The 19,768-nt window shown below is 66.5% G+C and carries 16 protein-coding genes; 9 read left to right on the top strand and 7 right to left on the bottom strand.

From position 1 onward, the window contains the following. The first annotated feature begins 119 nt into the window (after positions 1 to 119). Together CVO77_RS05305 and CVO77_RS05300 are read left to right on the top strand one after the other, a co-directional pair. Positions 120 to 1,310, top strand: coding sequence for an RsmB/NOP family class I SAM-dependent RNA methyltransferase (locus tag CVO77_RS05305; protein WP_105998214.1), 1,191 nt, complete (start codon positions 120 to 122; stop codon positions 1,308 to 1,310). A 32-nt stretch (positions 1,311 to 1,342) separates the two neighbouring features. Beyond that, a complete protein-coding gene (locus CVO77_RS05300) occupies positions 1,343 to 1,867 on the top strand; it encodes a tetratricopeptide repeat protein (protein ID WP_106000658.1) in 525 nt (174 codons plus the stop codon). A gap of 112 nt (positions 1,868 to 1,979) precedes the next feature. Here the strand turns inward: CVO77_RS05300 and rsmA are convergent, their stop codons facing one another. From rsmA to CVO77_RS05280, 4 genes are all read right to left on the bottom strand, one after another. Then, positions 1,980 to 2,840 carry a 16S rRNA (adenine(1518)-N(6)/adenine(1519)-N(6))-dimethyltransferase RsmA gene (rsmA, locus tag CVO77_RS05295; RefSeq protein ID WP_242446107.1) on the bottom strand — a complete coding sequence of 287 codons (861 nt, stop codon included), beginning with the start codon at positions 2,838 to 2,840 and terminating at the stop codon, positions 1,980 to 1,982. Then, the gene (gene pdxA / locus CVO77_RS05290; protein ID WP_105998213.1) at positions 2,837 to 3,856 is read right to left on the bottom strand and encodes a 4-hydroxythreonine-4-phosphate dehydrogenase PdxA; all 1,020 of its coding nucleotides are present in this window, start codon (positions 3,854 to 3,856) and stop codon (positions 2,837 to 2,839) included. Before pdxA ends, rsmA begins: the two co-directional genes overlap by 4 nt. Further along, positions 3,856 to 5,196, bottom strand: a complete 1,341-nt coding sequence (locus tag CVO77_RS05285; RefSeq protein ID WP_105998212.1) for a peptidylprolyl isomerase — start codon at positions 5,194 to 5,196, stop codon at positions 3,856 to 3,858. The genes pdxA and CVO77_RS05285 overlap by 1 nt, the downstream gene beginning before the upstream one ends. A 164-nt stretch (positions 5,197 to 5,360) precedes the next feature. Next, positions 5,361 to 7,589, bottom strand: a complete 2,229-nt coding sequence (locus CVO77_RS05280; RefSeq protein ID WP_420822530.1) for an LPS-assembly protein LptD — start codon at positions 7,587 to 7,589, stop codon at positions 5,361 to 5,363. Between the two features lie 207 nt (positions 7,590 to 7,796). Between CVO77_RS05280 and CVO77_RS05275 the strand changes: the two genes are divergently transcribed. The 3 genes from CVO77_RS05275 to ndk all read left to right on the top strand — a co-directional run bounded on the left by CVO77_RS05275 (position 7,797) and on the right by ndk (position 10,330). Further along, positions 7,797 to 9,242, top strand: a complete 1,446-nt coding sequence (locus CVO77_RS05275; RefSeq protein WP_105998210.1) for a leucyl aminopeptidase — start codon at positions 7,797 to 7,799, stop codon at positions 9,240 to 9,242. A gap of 129 nt (positions 9,243 to 9,371) precedes the next feature. After that, the gene (locus CVO77_RS05270) at positions 9,372 to 9,821 is read left to right on the top strand and encodes a DNA polymerase III subunit chi (RefSeq protein WP_105998209.1); all 450 of its coding nucleotides are present in this window, start codon (positions 9,372 to 9,374) and stop codon (positions 9,819 to 9,821) included. 86 nt (positions 9,822 to 9,907) lie between these two features. Further along, positions 9,908 to 10,330 (top strand): nucleoside-diphosphate kinase, encoded by a 423-nt coding sequence (gene ndk / locus CVO77_RS05265; protein WP_105998208.1) that lies wholly within the window; start codon positions 9,908 to 9,910, stop codon positions 10,328 to 10,330. A gap of 164 nt (positions 10,331 to 10,494) precedes the next feature. On the opposite strand, the gene purN is transcribed toward ndk, so the two are convergent. Beyond that, positions 10,495 to 11,442 carry a phosphoribosylglycinamide formyltransferase gene (gene purN / locus CVO77_RS05260; protein ID WP_105998207.1) on the bottom strand — a complete coding sequence of 316 codons (948 nt, stop codon included), beginning with the start codon at positions 11,440 to 11,442 and terminating at the stop codon, positions 10,495 to 10,497. 111 nt (positions 11,443 to 11,553) lie between these two features. After that, complete coding sequence (gene purM / locus CVO77_RS05255; protein WP_105998206.1) at positions 11,554 to 12,672, bottom strand: phosphoribosylformylglycinamidine cyclo-ligase; 1,119 nt, start codon at positions 12,670 to 12,672, stop codon at positions 11,554 to 11,556. 139 nt (positions 12,673 to 12,811) lie between these two features. Between purM and CVO77_RS05250 the strand changes: the two genes are divergently transcribed. From CVO77_RS05250 to CVO77_RS05235, 4 genes are read left to right on the top strand one after another with little or no spacing between them, the layout of a single operon-like run. Continuing rightward, positions 12,812 to 14,029 carry a heavy-metal-associated domain-containing protein gene (locus tag CVO77_RS05250; RefSeq protein ID WP_242446106.1) on the top strand — a complete coding sequence of 406 codons (1,218 nt, stop codon included), beginning with the start codon at positions 12,812 to 12,814 and terminating at the stop codon, positions 14,027 to 14,029. Beyond that, positions 14,029 to 14,685 carry an HdaA/DnaA family protein gene (locus tag CVO77_RS05245; RefSeq protein ID WP_105998204.1) on the top strand — a complete coding sequence of 219 codons (657 nt, stop codon included), beginning with the start codon at positions 14,029 to 14,031 and terminating at the stop codon, positions 14,683 to 14,685. The genes CVO77_RS05250 and CVO77_RS05245 overlap by 1 nt, the downstream gene beginning before the upstream one ends. Beyond that, on the top strand, positions 14,676 to 16,847 hold the full coding sequence (locus CVO77_RS05240) for an RNA degradosome polyphosphate kinase (protein ID WP_242446105.1): 2,172 nt from the start codon (positions 14,676 to 14,678) through the stop codon (positions 16,845 to 16,847). Before CVO77_RS05245 ends, CVO77_RS05240 begins: the two co-directional genes overlap by 10 nt. A gap of 33 nt (positions 16,848 to 16,880) precedes the next feature. Continuing rightward, positions 16,881 to 18,338 carry a Ppx/GppA family phosphatase gene (locus tag CVO77_RS05235; RefSeq protein WP_242446104.1) on the top strand — a complete coding sequence of 486 codons (1,458 nt, stop codon included), beginning with the start codon at positions 16,881 to 16,883 and terminating at the stop codon, positions 18,336 to 18,338. A 112-nt stretch (positions 18,339 to 18,450) separates the two neighbouring features. Here CVO77_RS05235 and rnd read toward each other — a convergent pair whose 3' ends face one another. Next, positions 18,451 to 19,638: a ribonuclease D gene (gene rnd / locus CVO77_RS05230; protein ID WP_105998202.1), complete on the bottom strand. Its 1,188-nt coding sequence runs from the start codon at positions 19,636 to 19,638 to the stop codon at positions 18,451 to 18,453. Between the last annotated feature and the right edge of the window lie 130 nt (positions 19,639 to 19,768).

Genomic DNA, 19,768 nt, shown 5'->3' with positions numbered 1-19,768 from the left:
TTGCTGCCTAGTCGCAGCGGGGTGGGTGGGTCTGTCGCGTCACGGCCCACCCCGTTGCGACTAGCGAGCAAGCTCGCAAGTCTCACTGCCCCTCCCGCAGGCGGGAGGGGAGGGGGCTCATGACCCCCGCCGCCCGCCTTCAGGCCGCGATCGAAATTCTCGATACCATCGCCGCGGCGGCACGCGGGGGTGGGGCGCCTGCCGATGCGATCCTGGCCGAGGCGATGCGCGCGCGCCGCTATGCGGGGTCGAAGGACCGGCGCGCGATCCGCGGCCATGTCTATGACGCGATCCGCGCCGTGCGTTCGGCCCCCGAATCGGGGCGCGCCGCGATGCTCGCTCTCGTCGATGGCGATCCTGCGCTGACCGCGCTGTTCGACGGCTCGTCCTATGGTCCCGCGCCGATCGCGCCCGGCGAACCGCGCGCCGACACGGGCCTTGCCGCGCAGGCGCTGGTCGACCTGTTCGACCCGCTCGTCGAGGACGGCGAGGGCGAAGCGATGCTGGCCCGCGCCCCGCTCGACCTGCGCGCGAACCGCCTCAAGGCCGACCGTGACGCGCTGGCGGCGCTGTTCCCCGATGGTGAGCCGATCGCCGGCGCGGCCGACGGCTGGCGCTTGCCGCCCGAGACCGCGGCGGTCCAGCATCCCGCCTATACCGATGGTTTTTTCGAGGTGCAGGATGCCGCGAGCCAATATGCCGCCGCGGCGATCGAGGCGGCGCCGGGGCAGGCGGTCGTCGACCTGTGCGCGGGCGGCGGCGGCAAGACGCTCGCCATCGCCTCGCTCACCGGCAATGATGCCGATATCCTGGCCTGCGACACCAATCGCGCGCGCCTCCAGCAATTGCCGCCGCGCGCCGACCGCGCGGGCGCGACGCGGATCGAGACGCGCCTGCTCAATCCGGGGCAGGAGCAGGCGATGCTGGCCGACTGGCAGGGCCGGGCAGCCCGCGTCTTCGTCGATGCGCCCTGTTCGGGAAGCGGCACCTGGCGGCGCAGTCCCGAACTGCGCTGGCGCCTGACGCCCGCGCGGCTCGACCGCCATCTCGCCGATCAGGCGAAGCTGCTCGACATCGGCGCCGATCTTGTGGCGCCGGGGGGCAAAATCCTCTATGCCGTCTGCTCGATCATCGCGCGCGAGGGGCGGGCCCAGGTGGACGAATTTCTGAACCGGCATCCAGGCTGGACGACCGATACATCCTGTCTGCCGGCGGGTATCGGACGCGCGGCGGGCGGCGGTTTTCTGCTGACTCCGGCGCATGACGGCTGCGACGGATTTTTTCTCGCACGGCTGACGGCGCCATGTTAGCATCGCCCGGAATGAAGACATGGGAGAATGCGATGCGCGTCAGTTTCCTGGCTCTGGGTGCCGGCTTTATCCTCGCCAGCATGCCGGTCGCCTCCGACGCACAGCGCGCCGACAGCGATATTCTACCGACCTCGGTCGCGCTGCAAAAGCAGGGCGAAGCGGCGCAGAATAAGGGCGACCTCGACGGTGCGGTCGATTATTATGAATCGGCGCTCGCCGCCGATCCGCGCAACCGATCGGCGGTCATCGCGATGGCGCAGGTCGCGCGGGCGCAGGGTCTGCCGGGCAAGGCGATCGCCCTCTATCGCGAGGCGCTGCTGCTCGAACCCAATGACCTTATCGCGCTGACCGGCCAGGGCGAAGCGCTCGCCGACAAGGGGGCGCTCGAACTCGCACGCGAAAAACTCGCCGCGGCGCAGCGCCTCTGCAAGGACAAATGTCCGCAGGTCACGGCGCTCGAAAAGGCGATCGCGGGAAGTGATACGAAGCGCGTCGTCGCCGCCGAAACGATCGTGCCCAAACCTGTCGCGACGGTCGGGGCGACCGGGCAGAATTGATCTTTTTTGGATCGGAAGCCTACCTTAGGCATCTCCTAATTTCGTCATTCCCGCGAAAGATGGGGGACATCCGCTCGCCCCCAAAAGCCAACATCGCGCCTGGCGATCGTTTTCAGGCCGGGGATCGGCCGGTCATCGGTTCACCCAGTGCCCGCGCCAGCGCGACCCATTCGGCGACGCTCACCGTCTCGGCGCGGCGGGTCGGGTCGATGCCGAGCGTTTCGAGCGCCTCGACCGCGCCAGCCATGCCTTTCAGGCTTTGCCGCAGCATCTTGCGCCGCTGACCGAAGCCCTTTTCGGCGAGTTTCGACAGCACCCGGGGATTCACGCCTTCGGGCTCCGCGGCGGGCGTCACATGGACGATCGCCGACATCACTTTCGGCGGCGGGGTGAAGGCCGAGCGGTGGACCTTCATCGCGATCTTCGGGGTCGACCGCCACTGCGCCAACACCGCGAGCCGTCCGTAAGCACTCGTTCCCACCGGCGCGACGATGCGCTCGGCGACTTCCTGCTGGAACATCAAGGTCAGCGATTTCCAGAGCGGCGGCCAGCTTTTCGGTTCGAGCCAGCGCGTGAACAGCGCGGTTCCGACATTGTAGGGCAGGTTGGCGACGATATGATACGGCCCGCCGACCAGGGCGTCGGCGTCGATCGCCATCGCGTCGTCGGGGATCACCGTCAGCCGCCCGTCGAACGCTTCGCCGAGTTCGCCGAGCAGCGGCAGGCAGCGGTCGTCGCGTTCGACCGCGATCACGTTCGCGCCTGCTCGCAGCAGCGCGCGTGTGAGGCCGCCCGGTCCGGGTCCGACCTCGAACACGGTCTGCCCGTCGAGATCGCCTGGCAGCGCGGCGATGCGATCCAGCAATTGCTCGTCGAACAGGAAATTCTGCCCCAGCGCCTTGCTTGCCGACAGGCCATGCGCGCGCACCGTCTCGCGCAGCGGCGGCAGCGGGCGATTGGGCGCGGCGGTCACTTCGCCGGAGCGCTGCTGCGCTCGCGCGCCGTCGCCATCTGCGCCGCCATCGCGATTGCGGCGATCGTCGGTCCCGGGTCGGCTTTGCCCGTGCCCGCGATGTCGAATGCCGTGCCATGGTCGGGCGAGGTGCGGATGATCGGCAGCCCGAGCGTCAGATTGACCCCGTCGTGAAAATGCAGCGCCTTGAACGGCGCGAGCGCCTGATCGTGATAGCAGCACAGAATCGCGTGATACTGGTCGCGGATGCCCGGGGCGAACAGCGCGTCGGCGGCGAGCGGCCCGTCGATGGCGATCCCCTCTCCGGCCAGTTGAGCGACCGCGGGCGCGATGATGCGGATTTCCTCGTCGCCGAGCTGACCGCTCTCGCCGGCATGCGGATTGAGCCCCGCGATCGCGAGCCGCGGGGCGGCAATGCCGAAGTCGCGCGACAAGCCGCGCGCGACGATGCGCGCCTTGGCGGCGATCAGGTCGGCGGTCAGCCGCTCGGGCACTTCGGAAAGCGGGATGTGGACGGTCAGCGGCACGACGCGCAACGCCGGCCCCGCGAGCATCATCACCGCATTGGTCGCGGTGACGCCGCAGCGTTCGGCGATGAATTCGGTCTGGCCGGGGTGGGTATAACCGATGCCGTGGAGCGCGTGCTTCGACACCGATCCGGTGACGAGCGCGTCGCTCGCGCCATTGCGGGTCAGGCCGATTCCAGTCTCGAGCGCGTGCAGCGCGCAGGTCGCGCCCGCGGGCGTCGGGGAACCGGGAGTCAGCGGCCCGCTGTCCTCGAGATGCCAGACGGGAAGCGCCGTGTCGAAGGCGCGGACCACTTCTTCCATGGCACCAACGCGCACCGCGGGGCCGTCCCACACCGCCTCGATCGCGGCGATGTCGCCGATCGCGACGAAGGGCGGCAAGCCATATTCGCGCCGCGCGGCCCATGCCCGCGCGGCGACTTCAGGGCCGACGCCGGCCGGGTCACCCATGGTGACCGCGATCGGCCGTCGCTCGTCGATATCAGGCATCAGCTATATTCGATCACCGCATCGCGGCGGAGATCGCGCAAATAGCGCTGGGCCCGCTTGTTGACCTTGTCCTCGAGGATCTTCTCCTCGATCTGGGCGCGATCGGGCTCGGCGGCCGTGTTCGGCATTTCGCGGCCGCACAGCACCAATACGCTGATGCCCTCGTTCGCGGCGCCGAAGGGCTGCGTCGTCTGGCCGACCTGCATCGTCGCGAGCGTCGATTGCAGCGGCGCCGGCAGCGCGCGCATCGCGATATTGTCGCGCGCGACGACGTGCGCGCCCAGCGAGGCCGCGACGCTGTCCGCGCCGCCGCAGCCGGCGATGCTGCGCGTCGCCTGGGCGAATTTGCTCGCCAGTTCGGCCGCCTGCGCTTCGTTCGTTCCGGGCGTGAAGTCGAGCGAGACCTGCTTCAGGCTCAGCACCGCGTCGCGCGGATCGGCGGTCAGCACCTGGCGTCGGTCGATCATCAGCAGGATCGATATGCCGCCCGGCACCTCGATCGGGCCGACAAGCTGCCCCGGCGCCATCTGCTGCGCCGCCTCGACCATCGAGGCAGGCAATTGGCCGCCGCGCACCCAGCCAAGGTCGCCGCCGACGACCGCGGTCGACGCTTCGGAGAATTGACGGGCATAGGCGGCAAAACTGCCGCCGGCCTGTAGCGCCTGAATGATCTTGCGCGCGTTCTCGACGACCGCGGCGGCATTTTCAGGCGTCGCCGACAGATAGATTTCGCCGAGGTGGAACTCATCCTGTCCCTTGGCCTCGTTCATCTGCTTGACGATCGAATCGACTTCGTCGGTCGATACGTTCGTCGTCGACTGGATGTTGCGCGACAGCAGGCGGTCCCAGGCATATTCGCCGCGAATCTGCTGCTTCACCGCCGCCGCCGCCGAACCCTTTGACTCGAGATATTTGGAAAATTCATCGGGAGTCTGCTTGAAGCGCGCGGCCAGGCGGGCGAACTGTTCGTTGATGACATTCTCGTCGATCTCGATCTTCGCGGCCTTGGCTTCCTGGATCTGCAATTTCTCGTCGATCAGGTTGCTGAACACCTGTTGGCGCAGCCGCTGCAATTCCTCCGGGGGCAGATCGACATTGTTGTTTGCGATCCGGATCAGCGCCATGCGCTGCTCGATGTCGGTCGCGGTGATGATCTCGCCGTTCACGGTCGCCGAGGGGCGATAGACGTTCGGCTTGTCGTCGCCATAGAGTTTGACGTCGCCCGGAATGTTGAGGCTCGTCGTCGGAACCTCGGTGTCGGGGACGGTCTGGCCCAGCACTGGCGTCATACCCACGGCCGCCACGCTGATCAGTCCGATCATGGTCGAAAATTTGGTCATTGCCATCCTATTCGAGAAATATCGGCTCGCTCCGTATCAGCGGACACGCCCGATGGTCCAGCGCAATCCGCGTCCGCCTGTCATAACTGCGGTCCGATCTAGGGTCGGGACGCTGAATGGAAGCTGAGTAAGGTGCTTTGGACTTCCGATCCTTTCCGGCCCGATCAGAACCCCAGGTTGCGAAAGGCGATGCGGAACGAGAAGCTGTTGCCGCGCCGCGCATCGCCGGTGTCGATATAGTCGCGGCGCCAGGTCAGCGCGATCGACAGGCATTCGTCGTCATAAGCCAGGCCCAGGCGATGGCGAATCGGGTCGAAGCCGTCGGCGACGCCCAGCGGATCGTCGCTCTTGCGCGTCAGGTCGACGATCGCCGATCCGAAGATCGACCAGTTCTTCGCAAAGGCGACGCGCCCGCCGGCGCGCACTTCCTCGCGATCCTGCAAATCCTCGCCGAGCAGCAATATGTCGCGGTTGAGCCGCGAATAGCCGAGCACGGCATAGGTCGAGCGGCTGCCGATCGTCGCGTCGATCTCGTTCCGGCGGACCGCCAGATTGTCCTTGTCGAGCCGGAAACGATGCGTCAGCCGCAGGAAATCCTTATAGGCGATGGTGGTGCGGCCGACGATGTCCGACGTGCGGTCGGTCAGGCCGGTGCCGTCCGGAAACAGGCTGGGCTTGTCCGACAGGCGATAGCTTTGCCCGATGATGCTGTTGATGTTGAGGCCCGGCCGGCTGAAATTCCATTCAAAGCCATAGGTGATGCGCGCGCCATCCTCGAACCGGTCGTAGCCGTTGAAGCGGTTGATCGCGAACAGATTGCTGTCCTCGAGGTCGAAGGCGCGCGAATCCTCGTTCGGAATGTCGAGATTCTTGAGGCTGGGGGTCGCGACGATCTGGACGCGCGGGGTCAGCGTCTGGGTGCCGCCCAGGAATTCGCCGATGAAGGGCCAGCGCATGTCGGCCGCGACCGCGGCGATGCCGCGGCCCTCCCAGCCCGATTTGCCGCGATAGCCGGGGATCGCGGTCAGCAGATTCTCGTCGCTGTGATAGACGTCGCCGCGCACCATCGCGGTCAGCACGACCTCCTGGCCCAGGCCGGTCAGCCCGCGCAGATTCCACGTCGCCCCGGCAAAGGCGCGCTGCGTGTCCTGGCCCGCGGTGCGGGCGATCGCCAGCGTGTTGAGCTGCAATTCGATCTGCCCGCCGAGCAACGGGTCGGCGAGCCGCTGGCGATAATCGATGATCGGCAGCGCGATCGGCTGCTGCCCCTGCGCGTCGTTGGCGCGCAGCGTCTGGGTCGCCCAGCCCGCGATCGACAAATAGCTCTGCCCGCCGATCCGCTCCAGCTCGAAGGTCGAACGCAGCCGGTCGTCGCGGCTGATGTCGTACCGGCGCATGAAGGTGCGGTCGGTCGTGATGCGGCCCGAATAGGACAGGCTCCAGCGCGGATCGAACTGAAATTTGCCCGCGCTTTCCAGATAGCCGCGGAACTGACGATTGGGGTCGATCACCTGTCCCGACACCGGAACGACCGAGCTGTGCGTTGCATAGCCGTTGATGCGGAACGAGCCGATGTCGGTCAGCGCGCGAAACTCGCCTTCGATCATCGGCACCGATTCGGTGTAGAGATGCGGCGTGATCGTGATGTCGCGGTCGGTCGCGAGGCGAAGATAATATGGCACCGCGATCTCGAATCCGTTGGTGCGGTCGAGGCGGATTTCGGGAACGAGCAGCCCGCTGCCCGCCTCGCTGTTCGCGGGATGGCTGAGCCCCGGCAGCGGGATCAGCGGCAGGCCGAAAATCTCGACCCGCGCGCCCTTGTATCTGACCTTGTTGTGGGCGCGGTCATAGATCACGCGGACGGCCCGAATCTGCCAGGTCGGCTTCTTGGGGCAACCCGACCCGTCCTCGACGGGGCAGGGGGTGTAGGCGGCGTTTTCCAGTTCGATATTGCCATTGTCGAAGCGCGTGCCCTTCACCGCCGCGAGGCGCGCGCCATTGTCGAGCACGACGAGCATGTTTTCGACCACGCCGTCGCGCAGCGTGTCGGTCAGGACGATGCGGTCGCCATAGGCGGTGTCGCCCTCTGGATTCTTCAGCGCGACATCACCCTCGGCGACGACTTCGCCGGTCTTGCGGTTCCACGTCACCCGGTCGGCGCGCATCTGGACCGCGTCGCGCTTCATTTCGACATTGCCTTCGGCGACGACGATCTCGGAGTCGGTGTCATAGTTGAGATTGTCGGCGGCGAAACCGACCTGTTCGTCCGATTTGGGCGCGGGCGCATCGACCGCCACCGCCGACACGTCACGGTCCTGCAGGTCGGGCTGGCCCTGCGGCGCCTGGACGACCGGCGGCTCGACCGTCTGCTGCGCGGCGACGGGGCACGCCATCAAGGCAGCGCCGCTGGCAGTCGCAAGCCAAAGCGGCTGTGTGCGTGCGGACCGATGGAACAAAGCCCAGCTCATTTGATATCTTTGTCCCACGCCTTATCTGGTGTCCACCCGGACAGAGTCGGCTGCTTTCGTTTTGCAACTCGCAGGCAAAACCCCTATCGGTCCGGCACGTTCCAATCAATCATCGCATGAGAAAGTTAAGGCATGGACATCCAGTTTGTCGCGCAAATCGATGCGTCCGCCGACGTCGTCGCATTTCCGGTCCGCAAGGGCGAGGCCGCCAAGCTCGGCGCGCTGCTCGGCGCGGCGGCGGCGCAGGCGCGGTTCGAGGGCGCGGCGGGCGGGATCGCGGAGACCGCGGCGCTCGACGGCGCGCAGGCGAAGCGGTTGCTGCTCGTCGGAATCGGCGACGGCACGACGCACGACCTCGAACGCGGCGGCGCGGCGCTGACCGCGAAGCTCCAGACGAGCGGCGTCACCAGCGTTCATGTCGATTTCGCGAGCGCGGGACAGAGCGACGAGGAGGATGTCCTCGCCTTTGCGATGGGCGCGCGCCTTCGCGACTGGCGCATCGATACCTATCGCACCCGGCTTGCCGACACGGCGAAGTCCAGCCTGAAGACGGTCGTCATCGCGTCGCCGGCGGGCGACCTGTCGGCGCGCTGGGGCCGCTATTCGGCGGTCGCCGACGGCGTCGCGCTGACCCAGACGCTCGTCGCCGAGCCGCCGAACATCCTCTATCCCGAAAGCTTCGTCGAGCGCTGCCAGCATCTGACCGACCTTGGCGTCGAACTCGAAGTGCTCGACGAACGGCAGATGAAGGCGCTCGGCATGGGCGCGCTGCTCGGCGTCGCGCAAGGCTCGACGCGCCCGCCGCGGCTGCTCGCGATGCGCTGGAACGGCGGCAATCCGGGCGAGGCGCCGGTGGTGTTCGTCGGCAAGGGCGTGACGTTCGACACCGGCGGGATCAGCCTGAAGCCCGGGCCGGGCATGGACATGATGAAGTGGGACATGGGCGGCGCGGGCGCGGTTGCCGGTGCGATCAAGGCGATCGCGGGCCGCAAGGCGAAGGCGAATGTCGTCGGCGTCGTCGGCCTCGTCGAAAATATGCCCGACGGCAATGCGATGCGCCCCGGCGACATCGTCACCACCCTGTCGGGGCAGACGGTCGAGGTGCTCAACACCGACGCCGAGGGTCGCCTGGTCCTCTGCGACGCGATCGCCTGGGCGCAGAAGGCCTATGATCCCAAGGTCATCGTCGATCTCGCGACGCTGACCGGCGCGATGGTCATCTCGCTCGGCCATGAATATGCGGGCGTGTTCGCGAACGACGACGATCTCGCCGCGAAGCTGCTCGACGCGGGCGAGGCGAGCGGCAACAAGCTGTGGCGCTTCCCGCTTTCGCCCGCCTATGACAAGCTGATCGACAGCCCCATCGCCGACATGAAGAATATCGGCCCGCGCGAAGGCGGATCGATCACCGCGGCGCAATTCCTCAAGCGCTATGTCGACGAAGGCGTCGCCTGGGCGCATCTCGACATCGCGGGCGTGGCGTGGGCCGACAAGGACGGGCCGGTCTATGGCAAGGGCGCGACGGGCTATGGCGTGCGCCTGCTCGACCGCTTCATCGCCGATCATCACGAAGGGTGATTCCGCATATGCTCGTCATTGCGAGGAGCGAAGCGACGCGGCAATCTCCCGCTATCGGCCTTGCGCGAGGTCGATGGCTGGAGGTTGCTTCCCCCGGCTTTCGCCGGGGTCGCAATGACTGAATAGCGGATGCCTCGCGTCGACTTCTACCGACTGACCCGCGACCCCGTCGAACGGGTGCTGCCCGCGATCGCGACGCGAATCCTGGGTAATGGCGACCGCTTGCTGGTGGTCGCCGCCTCGGCGATGCAGCGGCAGGCGATCGACGAAGCGTTGTGGACGCTTCAGCCCGCGAGTTTTCTGCCGCATGGCCATGCGGGTTCGCCCGACGAGGCGATCGAGCCGATCCTGCTTGCGGGCACGCTGGGCGCCTCACCGCCGAACCGCGCGTCGCACGTCGCGCTCGCCGACGGTGATTGGCGCGAGGAGGCGCTGGGTTTCGAGCGGGTTTTCCTGCTCTTCGACAACAGCCGCATCGACGACGCCCGCGCGGCGTGGCGTGCGCTCGCCGCGCGCGAGGACGTCGACAACCGCTTCTGGAAGCAGGACGATCGCGGCCGCTGGTCCGAAGGGCCGTAGCGCCCGCGCGCTCCGTCCTTGCAGTGCAGCAAAAGCACGGCTAGAGGCGCGCGCACCAAATAGAATAGCAACCCAGGAGCTTTCCCATGGCGGTCACCCGCACCTTTTCGATCATCAAGCCCGACGCGACGCGCCGCAACATCACCGGCGCCGTCACCAAGATGCTGGAAGACGCCGGCCTGCGTATCGTCGCCTCGAAGCGCATTCACATGAGCCGCGAGCAGGCCGAAGGCTTTTACGCGGTCCACAAGGAACGTCCCTTCTTTGGCGAACTTGTCGCCTTCATGATCAGCGGCCCGGTCGTCGTCCAGGTTCTCGAGGGCGAGAATGCGATGCAGGCGAACCGCGACATCATGGGCGCCACCAACCCCAAGGACGCCGCCCCCGGCACGATCCGCAAGGAACTCGCCGAAAGCATCGAGGCGAACACCGTACACGGCAGCGACAGCGACGAAAATGCGGCGATCGAGATCGCCTATTTCTTCAAGCCCGAAGAAATCGTCGGCTGAATTTTCTGCTATCGTCATGCCGAACTTGTTTCAGCATCCACGGCCAGGCCTCTCGGCAAGCGCCGCGTAAATCGATTGCGCAGGCCATGGACCCTGAAACAAGTTCAGGGTGACGAAAGATGGACAAAAATGGGCCGCCGGAGCGATCCGGCGGCCCATTTTTGTCAAAAATCGTCCGCTACCGCCATCAATCCCGCCAGCCTCTTCGGCGCGACCGCGAGCCAGCTCTTGCGCAGCCATTCGCCGATCGCCTCCCAGTCGGTGTCGCCGAGGTCAAGGCGGATGCCGATCCAGCCGTCGCCGAAATAGGCAGGGCGGTAATAGCGGTCTTCGTCGAGTTCGATCAGCATCGCCTGTTCCTCGGCGCCGCTGATTTTCACCAGCAGCGCGGTCTTGCCGTCGCCGTGATGGTCGTGGGTGAAATAGGCGAATTTCTTGGCTTTGACGATGCCGAAGCAGGGCATGCCGTGCGAACTCACCTCGTCGGCCTCGGGCAGCGTCATCGCCAATTCGCGCACGCGTCCGAGCAGATAGTCGGGATTGCGCTCGCGCGTGACGAAGGCGGCGAGGGTGGCCGGGTAAAGCTGATGCTCGGCGAACTGGACGCGCCGCGCGAGGCTTTCGGCGGTATCGCCGGGGGCGATCGCGACTTCGGTTTGCGCCAGCACCGGGCCGTCGTCGAGCGCCGGGGTGACGATATGGATGCTGCACCCGCCATAGGCGTCGCCCGCGTCGATGGCGTGCTGATGGGTGTGGAGGCCCTTATATTTGGGGAGCAGGCTCGGGTGGATGTTGAGCATCCGCCCCGCCCAGCGCGCAACGAAATCGTCGCTCAGGATGCGCATATAGCCTGCGAGCGCGACATAGTCGGCACCGGCGGCGCGGAGCCGTTCGTCGACCAGCGCGTCGAAGGCGTTGCGGTCCATGCCCTTGTGCGGATGCGCCCACGTCGCGATACCCTCGGCATTGGCGAGCGCGAGGCCCGCCGCATCGGGATTGTTGCTGGCGACGAGCACCAACTCATAGGGACAGGCTTCGGCCTTCGCGGCATAGAGCAGCGCGGCCATATTGGTTCCGGTGCCCGAGATCAGGACGGCGACCTTGGCTTTCACCTCTCCCCTCCCGCTTGCGGGAGGGGTCGGGGGAGGGCATGTCGGATGGGGGAGCGCCGAAACAGGTCCTCCCCTAACCCCTCCCGCAAGCGGGAGGGAGATTTTCGCGTCTTAGCCATGATGCGTCGCGCTCCAGGCTTCGCGCGCGCTCCACGTTTCGATACTGCCGGTCACGGTGCAGCCCTTCTCGCCATCGGCGATATGGCCGATGCGGTGCACCGTTTCGCCCGCGGCTTCGAGCGCCGCCGTCACCTCGGCGACGTCGCCCTCGGCGACGACGACCGCCATGCCGATGCCGCAGTTGAACGTGCGCGCCATTTCCTCGGGCTCGATATTTCCCTGCGCCTGCAGATAGGCCATCAGCCGCGGCTGTGCCCAGGCATCGGCATCGATATGCGCGTGCAATGTCTTGGGCAGGATACGTGGGATATTCTCGAGCAGTCCGCCGCCGGTGATATGCGCGAGCGCGTGAATGCGGCCGGTCTTCACCAGCGGCAGCAGGCTCTTCACATAGATGCGCGTCGGCACCATCAGCGCATCGATCAGCAGGATAGTCTGGTCGAACAGGGCAGGGCGGTCGAGTTTCCAGCCCTTGTCCGCCGCCAGCCGGCGCACGAGCGAAAAGCCGTTCGAGTGAACCCCCGACGACGCGAGGCCCAATATGACGTCGCCCGCCGCGACCTTGTCGGCGGTCAGCACCTGGTCGCGCTCGACAGCGCCGACGCAGAAGCCCGCAAGGTCGTAATCGCCGTCGGCATACATCCCCGGCATCTCGGCGGTTTCGCCGCCGATCAGCGCGCAGCCCGCCTGCTTGCAGCCCTCGGCGATGCTCGCGACGACCTCGGTCGCGACGGCGTTGTCGAGTTTTCCGGTCGCATAATAGTCGAGAAAGAATAAAGGCTCGGCGCCCTGCACGATCAGATCGTTCGCGCACATCGCGACCAGGTCGATGCCGACGCCGTCGTGCCGTCCCGAATCGATCGCGAGCTTGAGCTTGGTGCCGACGCCGTCGTTCGCCGCGACGAGCAGCGGATCGTTGAACCCCGCCGCCTTGAGGTCGAAGAAGCCGCCGAACCCCCCCAGGTCGGCGTCGGCGCCGGGGCGGCGCGTCGCTCGGGCGAGCGGGGCGATGGCACGGACCAGCGCATTGCCGGTCGCGATCGAGACGCCGGCCTCGGCATATGTGTAGGGCGTGGGTTGCCCCTCTCGTTGGTTGTGCTTGGAATCCATGGCACGCGCGACTAACGGTTCCAGCCGATAATTGCCATGATTTCCTTGTCGGGGCTCGCGCTTCGGGGCAAAGAATAGAGAAGATATGACTTCGGCCGCTTTCCCCCGCTCGACTCCCGGCTTCCCGCTCCGCGCGTTTATGCCCCGCGACTGGCGCTGGGCCGCGCTTTTTGGCCTGTTTTTCGCGGTTCTGCTCGCGGGGCTGGTCGAGGGGCAGATCGCGCACGGCGATCGCGGCATCACCCCGATCAACAGCAGCGGCGATTTCCTCGCCAGTGGAATCCTGATCGACGTCACCGGCGACAATGCCGAGGATGCGCGCGAAAAGGGCTGGCACGAGGCGCAGCGCAAGGGCTGGACGCAGCTTTATCGCCGCATCAATGGCAGCGACGGTCCGGCGCTTGGCGATTCGGTGCTCGACGGCATCGTCACCGCGATCGTCATCGAAAAGGAACAGATCGGCCCGCGCCGCTATGTCGCGACGCTGGGGGTCCAGTTCGACCGCGTGCGCGCGGGACAGATATTGGGCGTCAGCGGCCGCACGCTGCGCTCGCCGCCTTTGCTCGTCATCCCGGTCTATTCGATCGACGGCATCGAACAGGTGTTCGAACAGCGCAGCGCGTGGCAGCGCGCCTGGGCCGAATATAATACCGGGCAGAGCGCGATCGACTATGTCCGCACCGCGGGCACCGGCGCCGACACGCTGCTGCTCAATCCGGGGCAGATCGGGCGCCGCGGCCGTGTCTGGTGGCGTGTGATCCTCGACCAATATGGCGCCGCCGACGTGCTGGTTCCGATCGCACGGATCGAATATAGCTATCCCGGCGGGCCGATCAGAGGTGTTTTCACCGCGCGCTTCGGTCCCGATAACAAGCTGATCGACAGCTTCACCATGACCGGCCCCAGCCCTGCCGCGCTGCCCGACATGATGGAAAAGGCGGTGGCGCGGATGGACGGCATCTATACCGGCGCGCTCGCGGCGGGGGTGCTGCGCACCGACACCTATCTCGTCCTCGAAAAGCCGGTCGAAAAGGTCGACCTGCCCGACGCGGCGGCGGGCGAGGAGGATGCGCTGCCGACCGAAACCGACAGCAGCGCGCCGGCGACGCCGGCCGCCGGTATCCAGAGCTTCACCGTCCAGTACAGCTCGCCCGATGTCGATTCGGTGTCGGCGACCGAGCGTGCGGTCGGCGGCGTCGCGGGCGTCCAGTCGGCATCGACGACCAGCCTCGCGCTTGGCGGCACCTCGGTGATGCGCGTGGCCTTCCGCGGCGATCTTGCCGCGCTCAAGGCAGCGCTCGCCGCGCGCGGCTTCAAGGTGCAGGAAGGCGGCGGCCAACTCCGGATCAGTCGCTGATGCGCGGGCCTTCGGGACAGATCGCGCTGCCGCTCGACTGGAGTGCCGGCGGCTCGAACGACGGTCCGCTGATCGTCGGTCCGAGCAATGCCGACGCGGTGCGCTACCTTCGCCACGTCGCGACCTGGCCGGTGCGCACCGCGGTGCTGACCGGCCCGCGCGGATCGGGGCGCAGTCTGATCGGCCGGCTCTTCGCGCGCGAAACCGGCGGGCGGGTGATCGACGGGCACGCCAGCATTTGCGAAGAGGAGATTTTCCACGCCTGGAACGCCGCCCAATCGTCGGGGACGCCGCTCCTCATCATCGCCGACGCGCCGCCGCCCGCGTGGGTTATCGGGCTTCCCGACCTCGCCTCGCGTCTCGCCGCCGTCCCGGTACTGACGATCGGCGAGCCCGACGACTGCCTGGCGCGCGACCTGATCGAGGCGCTGTTCGCGCAGCGCGGGATCGCGATCGCGCCCGAGGTGGCGTCCTATATCGTGCCGCGCATGGAACGCAGCTATGCGATGCTGCACCGCGTCGTCGCGGCGCTCGATGCGGCTTCGCTCGAAAAAGGGCGCGGCATCACCATCCGTCTTACGCGTGAAACATTACTGTCACAGGGGCTGATCGATCCCGATTTGCTCGAACGACAGGATGAAGCAATATGTCGATAGCCGGCGGCCCTCTGCGCGCGGACAATGACGCCGATACGGCGCAGCCCGGTTTCGGACCCGACCGCTTTTTCAACCGCGAACTCTCGTGGCTCGCCTTCAACCGGCGCGTGATGGAAGAAGCGCGCAATCCGGCCCACCCGCTGCTCGAACGGCTGCGCTTCCTGTCGATTTCGGGCAGCAATCTCGACGAATTCTTCATGGTCCGCGTCGCCGGGCTGAAGGGCCAGCAGCTCCAGGGAATCGACGACCCCTCCGCCGACGGTCGCTCGCCGGGCCAGCAACTCAGCGAGATCGAAGCCGAGGTGAATCGCCTCGTCGATCAGCAGCAGAGTGAATGGCAGCTTCTCCACCGCCAGCTCGCCGAACAGGGGATCGTCGTCCACGGTTCCGGGTCGGACAAGGAGGCGTTGCGCGCGCATCTGCGCCAATATTTCATCAACCAGATTTTTCCGATCCTGACGCCGCAGGTGCTCGACCCGGCGCATCCCTTCCCCTTCATTCCGAACCGCGGCCTCGGCGTGATCTTCGACCTTCAGCGCAAGGCGACCGGCGACACGGTGCTCGAACTGGTGATGATCCCCGCTTCGCTGGCGCGGTTCGTTCCGGTGCCGGGCGAAGCGGGCAGCTTCGTGCCGATCGAATATCTGATCGAACTGTTCGCCGACCTGCTGTTTCCGGGCTTTGCGGTGCGCTCGCTCGGCGTCTTTCGCATCATCCGCGACAGCGATATCGAAATCGAGGAAGAGGCCGAGGATCTCGTGCGCCTGTTCCGCACCGCGATTCGCCGCCGCCGCCGCGGGCGCGTCATCCTGCTCGAACTCGAAGCCGACATGCCGGCCGAAATCGCCGAGGTGCTGGGTGCCGACATCCAGGGGCATGAAGCGATCGTCGCCAAGATCGGCGGTTTCATAGGCCTCGCGGCGCTGTCGGCGCTCGTCGATATCGACCGGCCCGACCTCAAATTTCCGGCCTATTCGCCGCGCTTTCCCGAGCGTATCCGCGAACATGGCGGCGATTGTTTCGCGGCGATCCGCTCGAAGGACATCGTCGTCCACCATCCCTATGAGAGCTTCGACGTCGTGCTCTCCTTCCTGCGTCAGGCGGCCGCCGATCCTGACGTCGTCGCGATCAAGCAGACGCTTTATCGCGCCGGCGACCAGTCGCCGGTCATCCGCGCGCTGATCGAGGCGGCCGAGGCGGGCAAGTCGGTGACCGCGATCGTCGAGCTTAAGGCGCGATTCGACGAGGAGCAGAATCTGCTCTGGGCGAACCAACTCGAACGCGCCGGGGTGCAGGTCGTCTATGGCTTCATCGAGTGGAAGACGCACGCCAAAATCTCGATGGTCGTGCGCCGCGAAGGGCAGGGCTATCGCACTTACTGCCACTTCGGCACCGGAAATTATCACCCGGTGACGGCGCGTATCTATACCGATTTGAGCTTTTTCACCGCCGATCCGCGCGCCGGGCGCGATGCGGCGCAGCTCTTCAATTATATCACCGGCTATGTCGAGCCCGAGCGGCTCGAACTCATCACCATGTCGCCGCTCAACATGCGCCACCATCTTAGCGACCTGATCGATGTCGAGATCGCGTCGGCGAAGGCGGGGAAGGCGTCGGGGCTGTGGGCGAAGATGAACAGCCTTGTCGATCCCGATATCATCGACAAGCTTTACGAAGCGAGCGCGGCGGGGGTGCCGATCGACCTGATCGTGCGCGGCATCTGCTGCCTGCGCCCCGGCGTCCCCGGTCTGTCGGAGACGATCCGCGTGAAGTCGGTCGTCGGACGCTTTCTGGAACATAGCCGCATCTGGGCCTTCGCCAATGGCGCCTACCTGCCGCATAGCGGCACCAAGCTCTATATCTCCAGCGCCGACTGGATGCCGCGCAACTTCGACCGCCGGGTCGAATATATGATCCCGATCGAGAACCCGACCGTCCATGACCAGATTCTCGACCAGGTGCTGGTCGCCAATTTGATCGACAATGAACAAAGCTGGGTGCTGCGGCCCGACGGCACCTATCGCCGACTGCTCCCGGGTGACAAGCCATTCAACCTGCATCATTATTTCATGAACAATCCGTCGCTGTCGGGTCGCGGCACTGCGCTGCACAAGCGCCACGACGTCCCCACGCTCGACTTTCCCATGCGTGAGGATCGATAGGTTTTGGGCCTTTCCCGCCCCCCGGAAAACGGCGTGCGCCGCTCGGCGGTGATCGATATCGGATCCAACTCGGTCCGCATCGTCGTCTATGAAGGCCCGGCGCGTGCGCCGGCGGTGATTTTCAATGAAAAGGTCGCGGCGGGGCTTGGCCGCGGGCTGGCGATCGACGGCCGGATCGCGCCCGAGGACGCGACGCGCGGCCTCGTCGCGCTGCGCCGCTACGCGCTGCTCGCCCGGCACATGGCGGTGACCGATCTGCAATGCGTCGCGACCGCGGCGGTGCGCGACGCCGCCAACGGTCCGGCCTTCATTGCCGCCGCCGCCGAGGCGGGGCTCGATATCCGGCTCCTGTCGGGCGAGGAAGAGGCCGAGGCGGCGGGACATGGCGTGCTGTCGGCGATTCCCGATGCGCGCGGGATCGCGGTCGATCTGGGTGGCGGCAGCCTTGAACTTGCCGAGGTCGCGGACGGTGTGGTCGGGCGCCGCGCCTCCTTCCCGCTCGGCGTGCTGCGCTTGCCCGCGCTTCGCGAGGACGGCGAGCAGGCGTTCGAGCGCGCGATCCGCAAGATGCTGAAGAGCGCGGGCTGGCCGAACGGCGGACTTTCGGGGCTACCGCTCTATCTAGTCGGCGGCTCGTGGCGCGCGCTGTCGCGCCTCGATCTTGAACTGACGAAAGATCCGCTCGCGGTGCTCGACCAGCACCGGCTACCGCGCAGCGCGCTCCGCCGTCTGCTCCGCGCGACGAAGCGGCTGAGCTTCGAGGAATTGCGCGCGATCCCCGGCATGGCGGCGAACCGCGCCGCGACCCTGCCCGACGCCGCCGCCTTGCTCGCCGCGCTCGTCAACATTCTCGACGTGCCCGAGATGACGGTATCCTCGTCGGGGCTGCGCGAAGGCCTGCTGTTTCAGGCGCTCGATGCCGAAACGCGCGCGCAGGACCCGCTGATTGTCGCGGCCGATTTCGAGGGGCGCCGACTGGCGCGGTTCGCGCCGCACGGCCGCGCGGTCGCCGGCTGGATCGCGCCGCTCTTTGCCGGGGAGGCGACCGAAGACAGCCGCGTCCGCCTCGCCGCGAGCTTGCTCAGCGATGTCGCCTGGTCGGCGAACCCCGATTTCCGCGCCGAACGCGGCACCGAGATCGGCCTGCACGGCAATTGGCGCAGCATCGACATCCAGGGGCGCATATTGCTGGCGCGCGCGCTGTATGCGGGGTTTGGCGGCGCCGATTCCGACTTTCCCGCGATGGGCCGGCTGGTCAGCGACGAGCGACTGGCGCGGGCGCGGCAATGGGGTCTGGCGATCCGTCTCGCCCAGCGGCTGACCGGCGGCGTCGAGGCACCGCTGAAGGCCAGCGCTGTTACGCTCGTCGATGGCAAGCTGCGGCTCTGCCTCGACGCCGGCTGGCATCATCTGGCGGGCGAATCGGTCGAACGCCGCCTGCGCATCCTCGCGCAGGCGCTCGATGCTAAGCCGGAATTGGTGCTGCTCTGAGAATGAAAAGAGACGTGCGTCCCCGCGAAGGCGGGGACCCATCTCCTGCCGGCTCGAAATAGGACCGTCCGGTGATGGGCCCCCGCCTTCGCGGGGGCACACGATCTTTCGTTCAGACTTCGCTTGCCGTCGCGGCGTCGATTTCGCTCATCAACAATTTGCCGTTCTTGACCGCAAAGCCCATCCGCCCCTCGACCAGGTCGAGCGCGGCGTTGCCGAACACATCGTAGCGCCAACCCTGCATCATCGCGATGCCTTCGCGCGCGCCCGCGGCGAGCGCTTCGAGATCGTCGCTCCGCGCGATCAGCCGCGCCGCGACATTGAGTTCGCGCGCGCGGATCTTGAGCAGCAGCTTGAGCAGGTCGGCGACCAGCGCGCCTTCCTTGCCGAGCCCCGGCCCGCGCGGCGCGCGATCGGGCATATCGTCCTTCGCCAGCGGCTCGGCATGGGCGAGCGCGTCCATCAGCCGGCGGCCGATATCGTTCGCCTTCCACGTCGCCGACAGCCCGCGCACCCCGCCGAGGCCATCCTGTTGCTTGGGCGGATGCGCGGCGAGGTCGGCGAGCGTCTCGTCCTTGACGATGCGGCCGCGCGGTAAATTCTTGCCTCGCGCCTCGCGTTCGCGCCAGGCGGCGAGCGCTTTCAGCCGCCCGAGCACATCGGGTTTGCGCGACGGGATCTTGATCCGCTGCCACGCCTTGTCGGGATCGAGGCTGTAGTTCGCCGGATTGGCGAGCTTTTCCATTTCCTCGTCGAGCCAGTGGCCGCGATCGGTCTTGATCAGCTTTTTCAGCATCATCGGGAAAATCGTGGCGAGGTGCGTCACGTCGCCGATCGCATAGTCGATCTGCCGCTTGTCGAGCGGGCGGCGGCTCCAGTCGGTGAAGCGCGCGCCCTTGTCGAGCTGCAGCCCGATCCACGCCTCGACAAGGTTGGAATAGCCGACCTGTTCGGCTTGCCCGAGGGCCATCTGGCCGATCTGGGTGTCGAAGATCGGGTGCGGCGTCTTGCCGGTCAGGTTGAAGATGATTTCGACATCCTGCCCGCCCGCGTGAAAAACCTTGAGCACATCCTGATTGTCGACGAGCAGGTCGAGCAGCGGCTTCATGTCGATTCCCGGCGCCATCGGGTCGATCGCGGCGGCATGTTCGCTGTCGGCGACCTGGATCAGGCAGAGTTCGGGCCAAAAGGTGTTTTCGCGCATGAATTCGGTATCGACCGCGACGAAATCGCTGGTCTTGATCCGGTCTATGAATTCGACGAGCGCGGCGCTGGTTTCGATAAGCGGATGGATTTGCATGTTTGGCCTATACAGCGACTTCTTCGCGACGGGCAGGAAAATTTACCGGGCATGAATTGGCCTCGACAGACCAGCGATTCCGCCGTCTACCCTTGACAAATGGCGCGCCGCATTGCCTTAGGCGCGGCCA

The organism is Sphingopyxis lindanitolerans, from assembly GCF_002993885.1.
Classification (GTDB): domain Bacteria; phylum Pseudomonadota; class Alphaproteobacteria; order Sphingomonadales; family Sphingomonadaceae; genus Sphingopyxis; species Sphingopyxis lindanitolerans.
The sequence above is the reverse complement of the archived record's forward strand: the minus strand, read 5'-3'. Positions and strand labels throughout refer to the sequence as shown.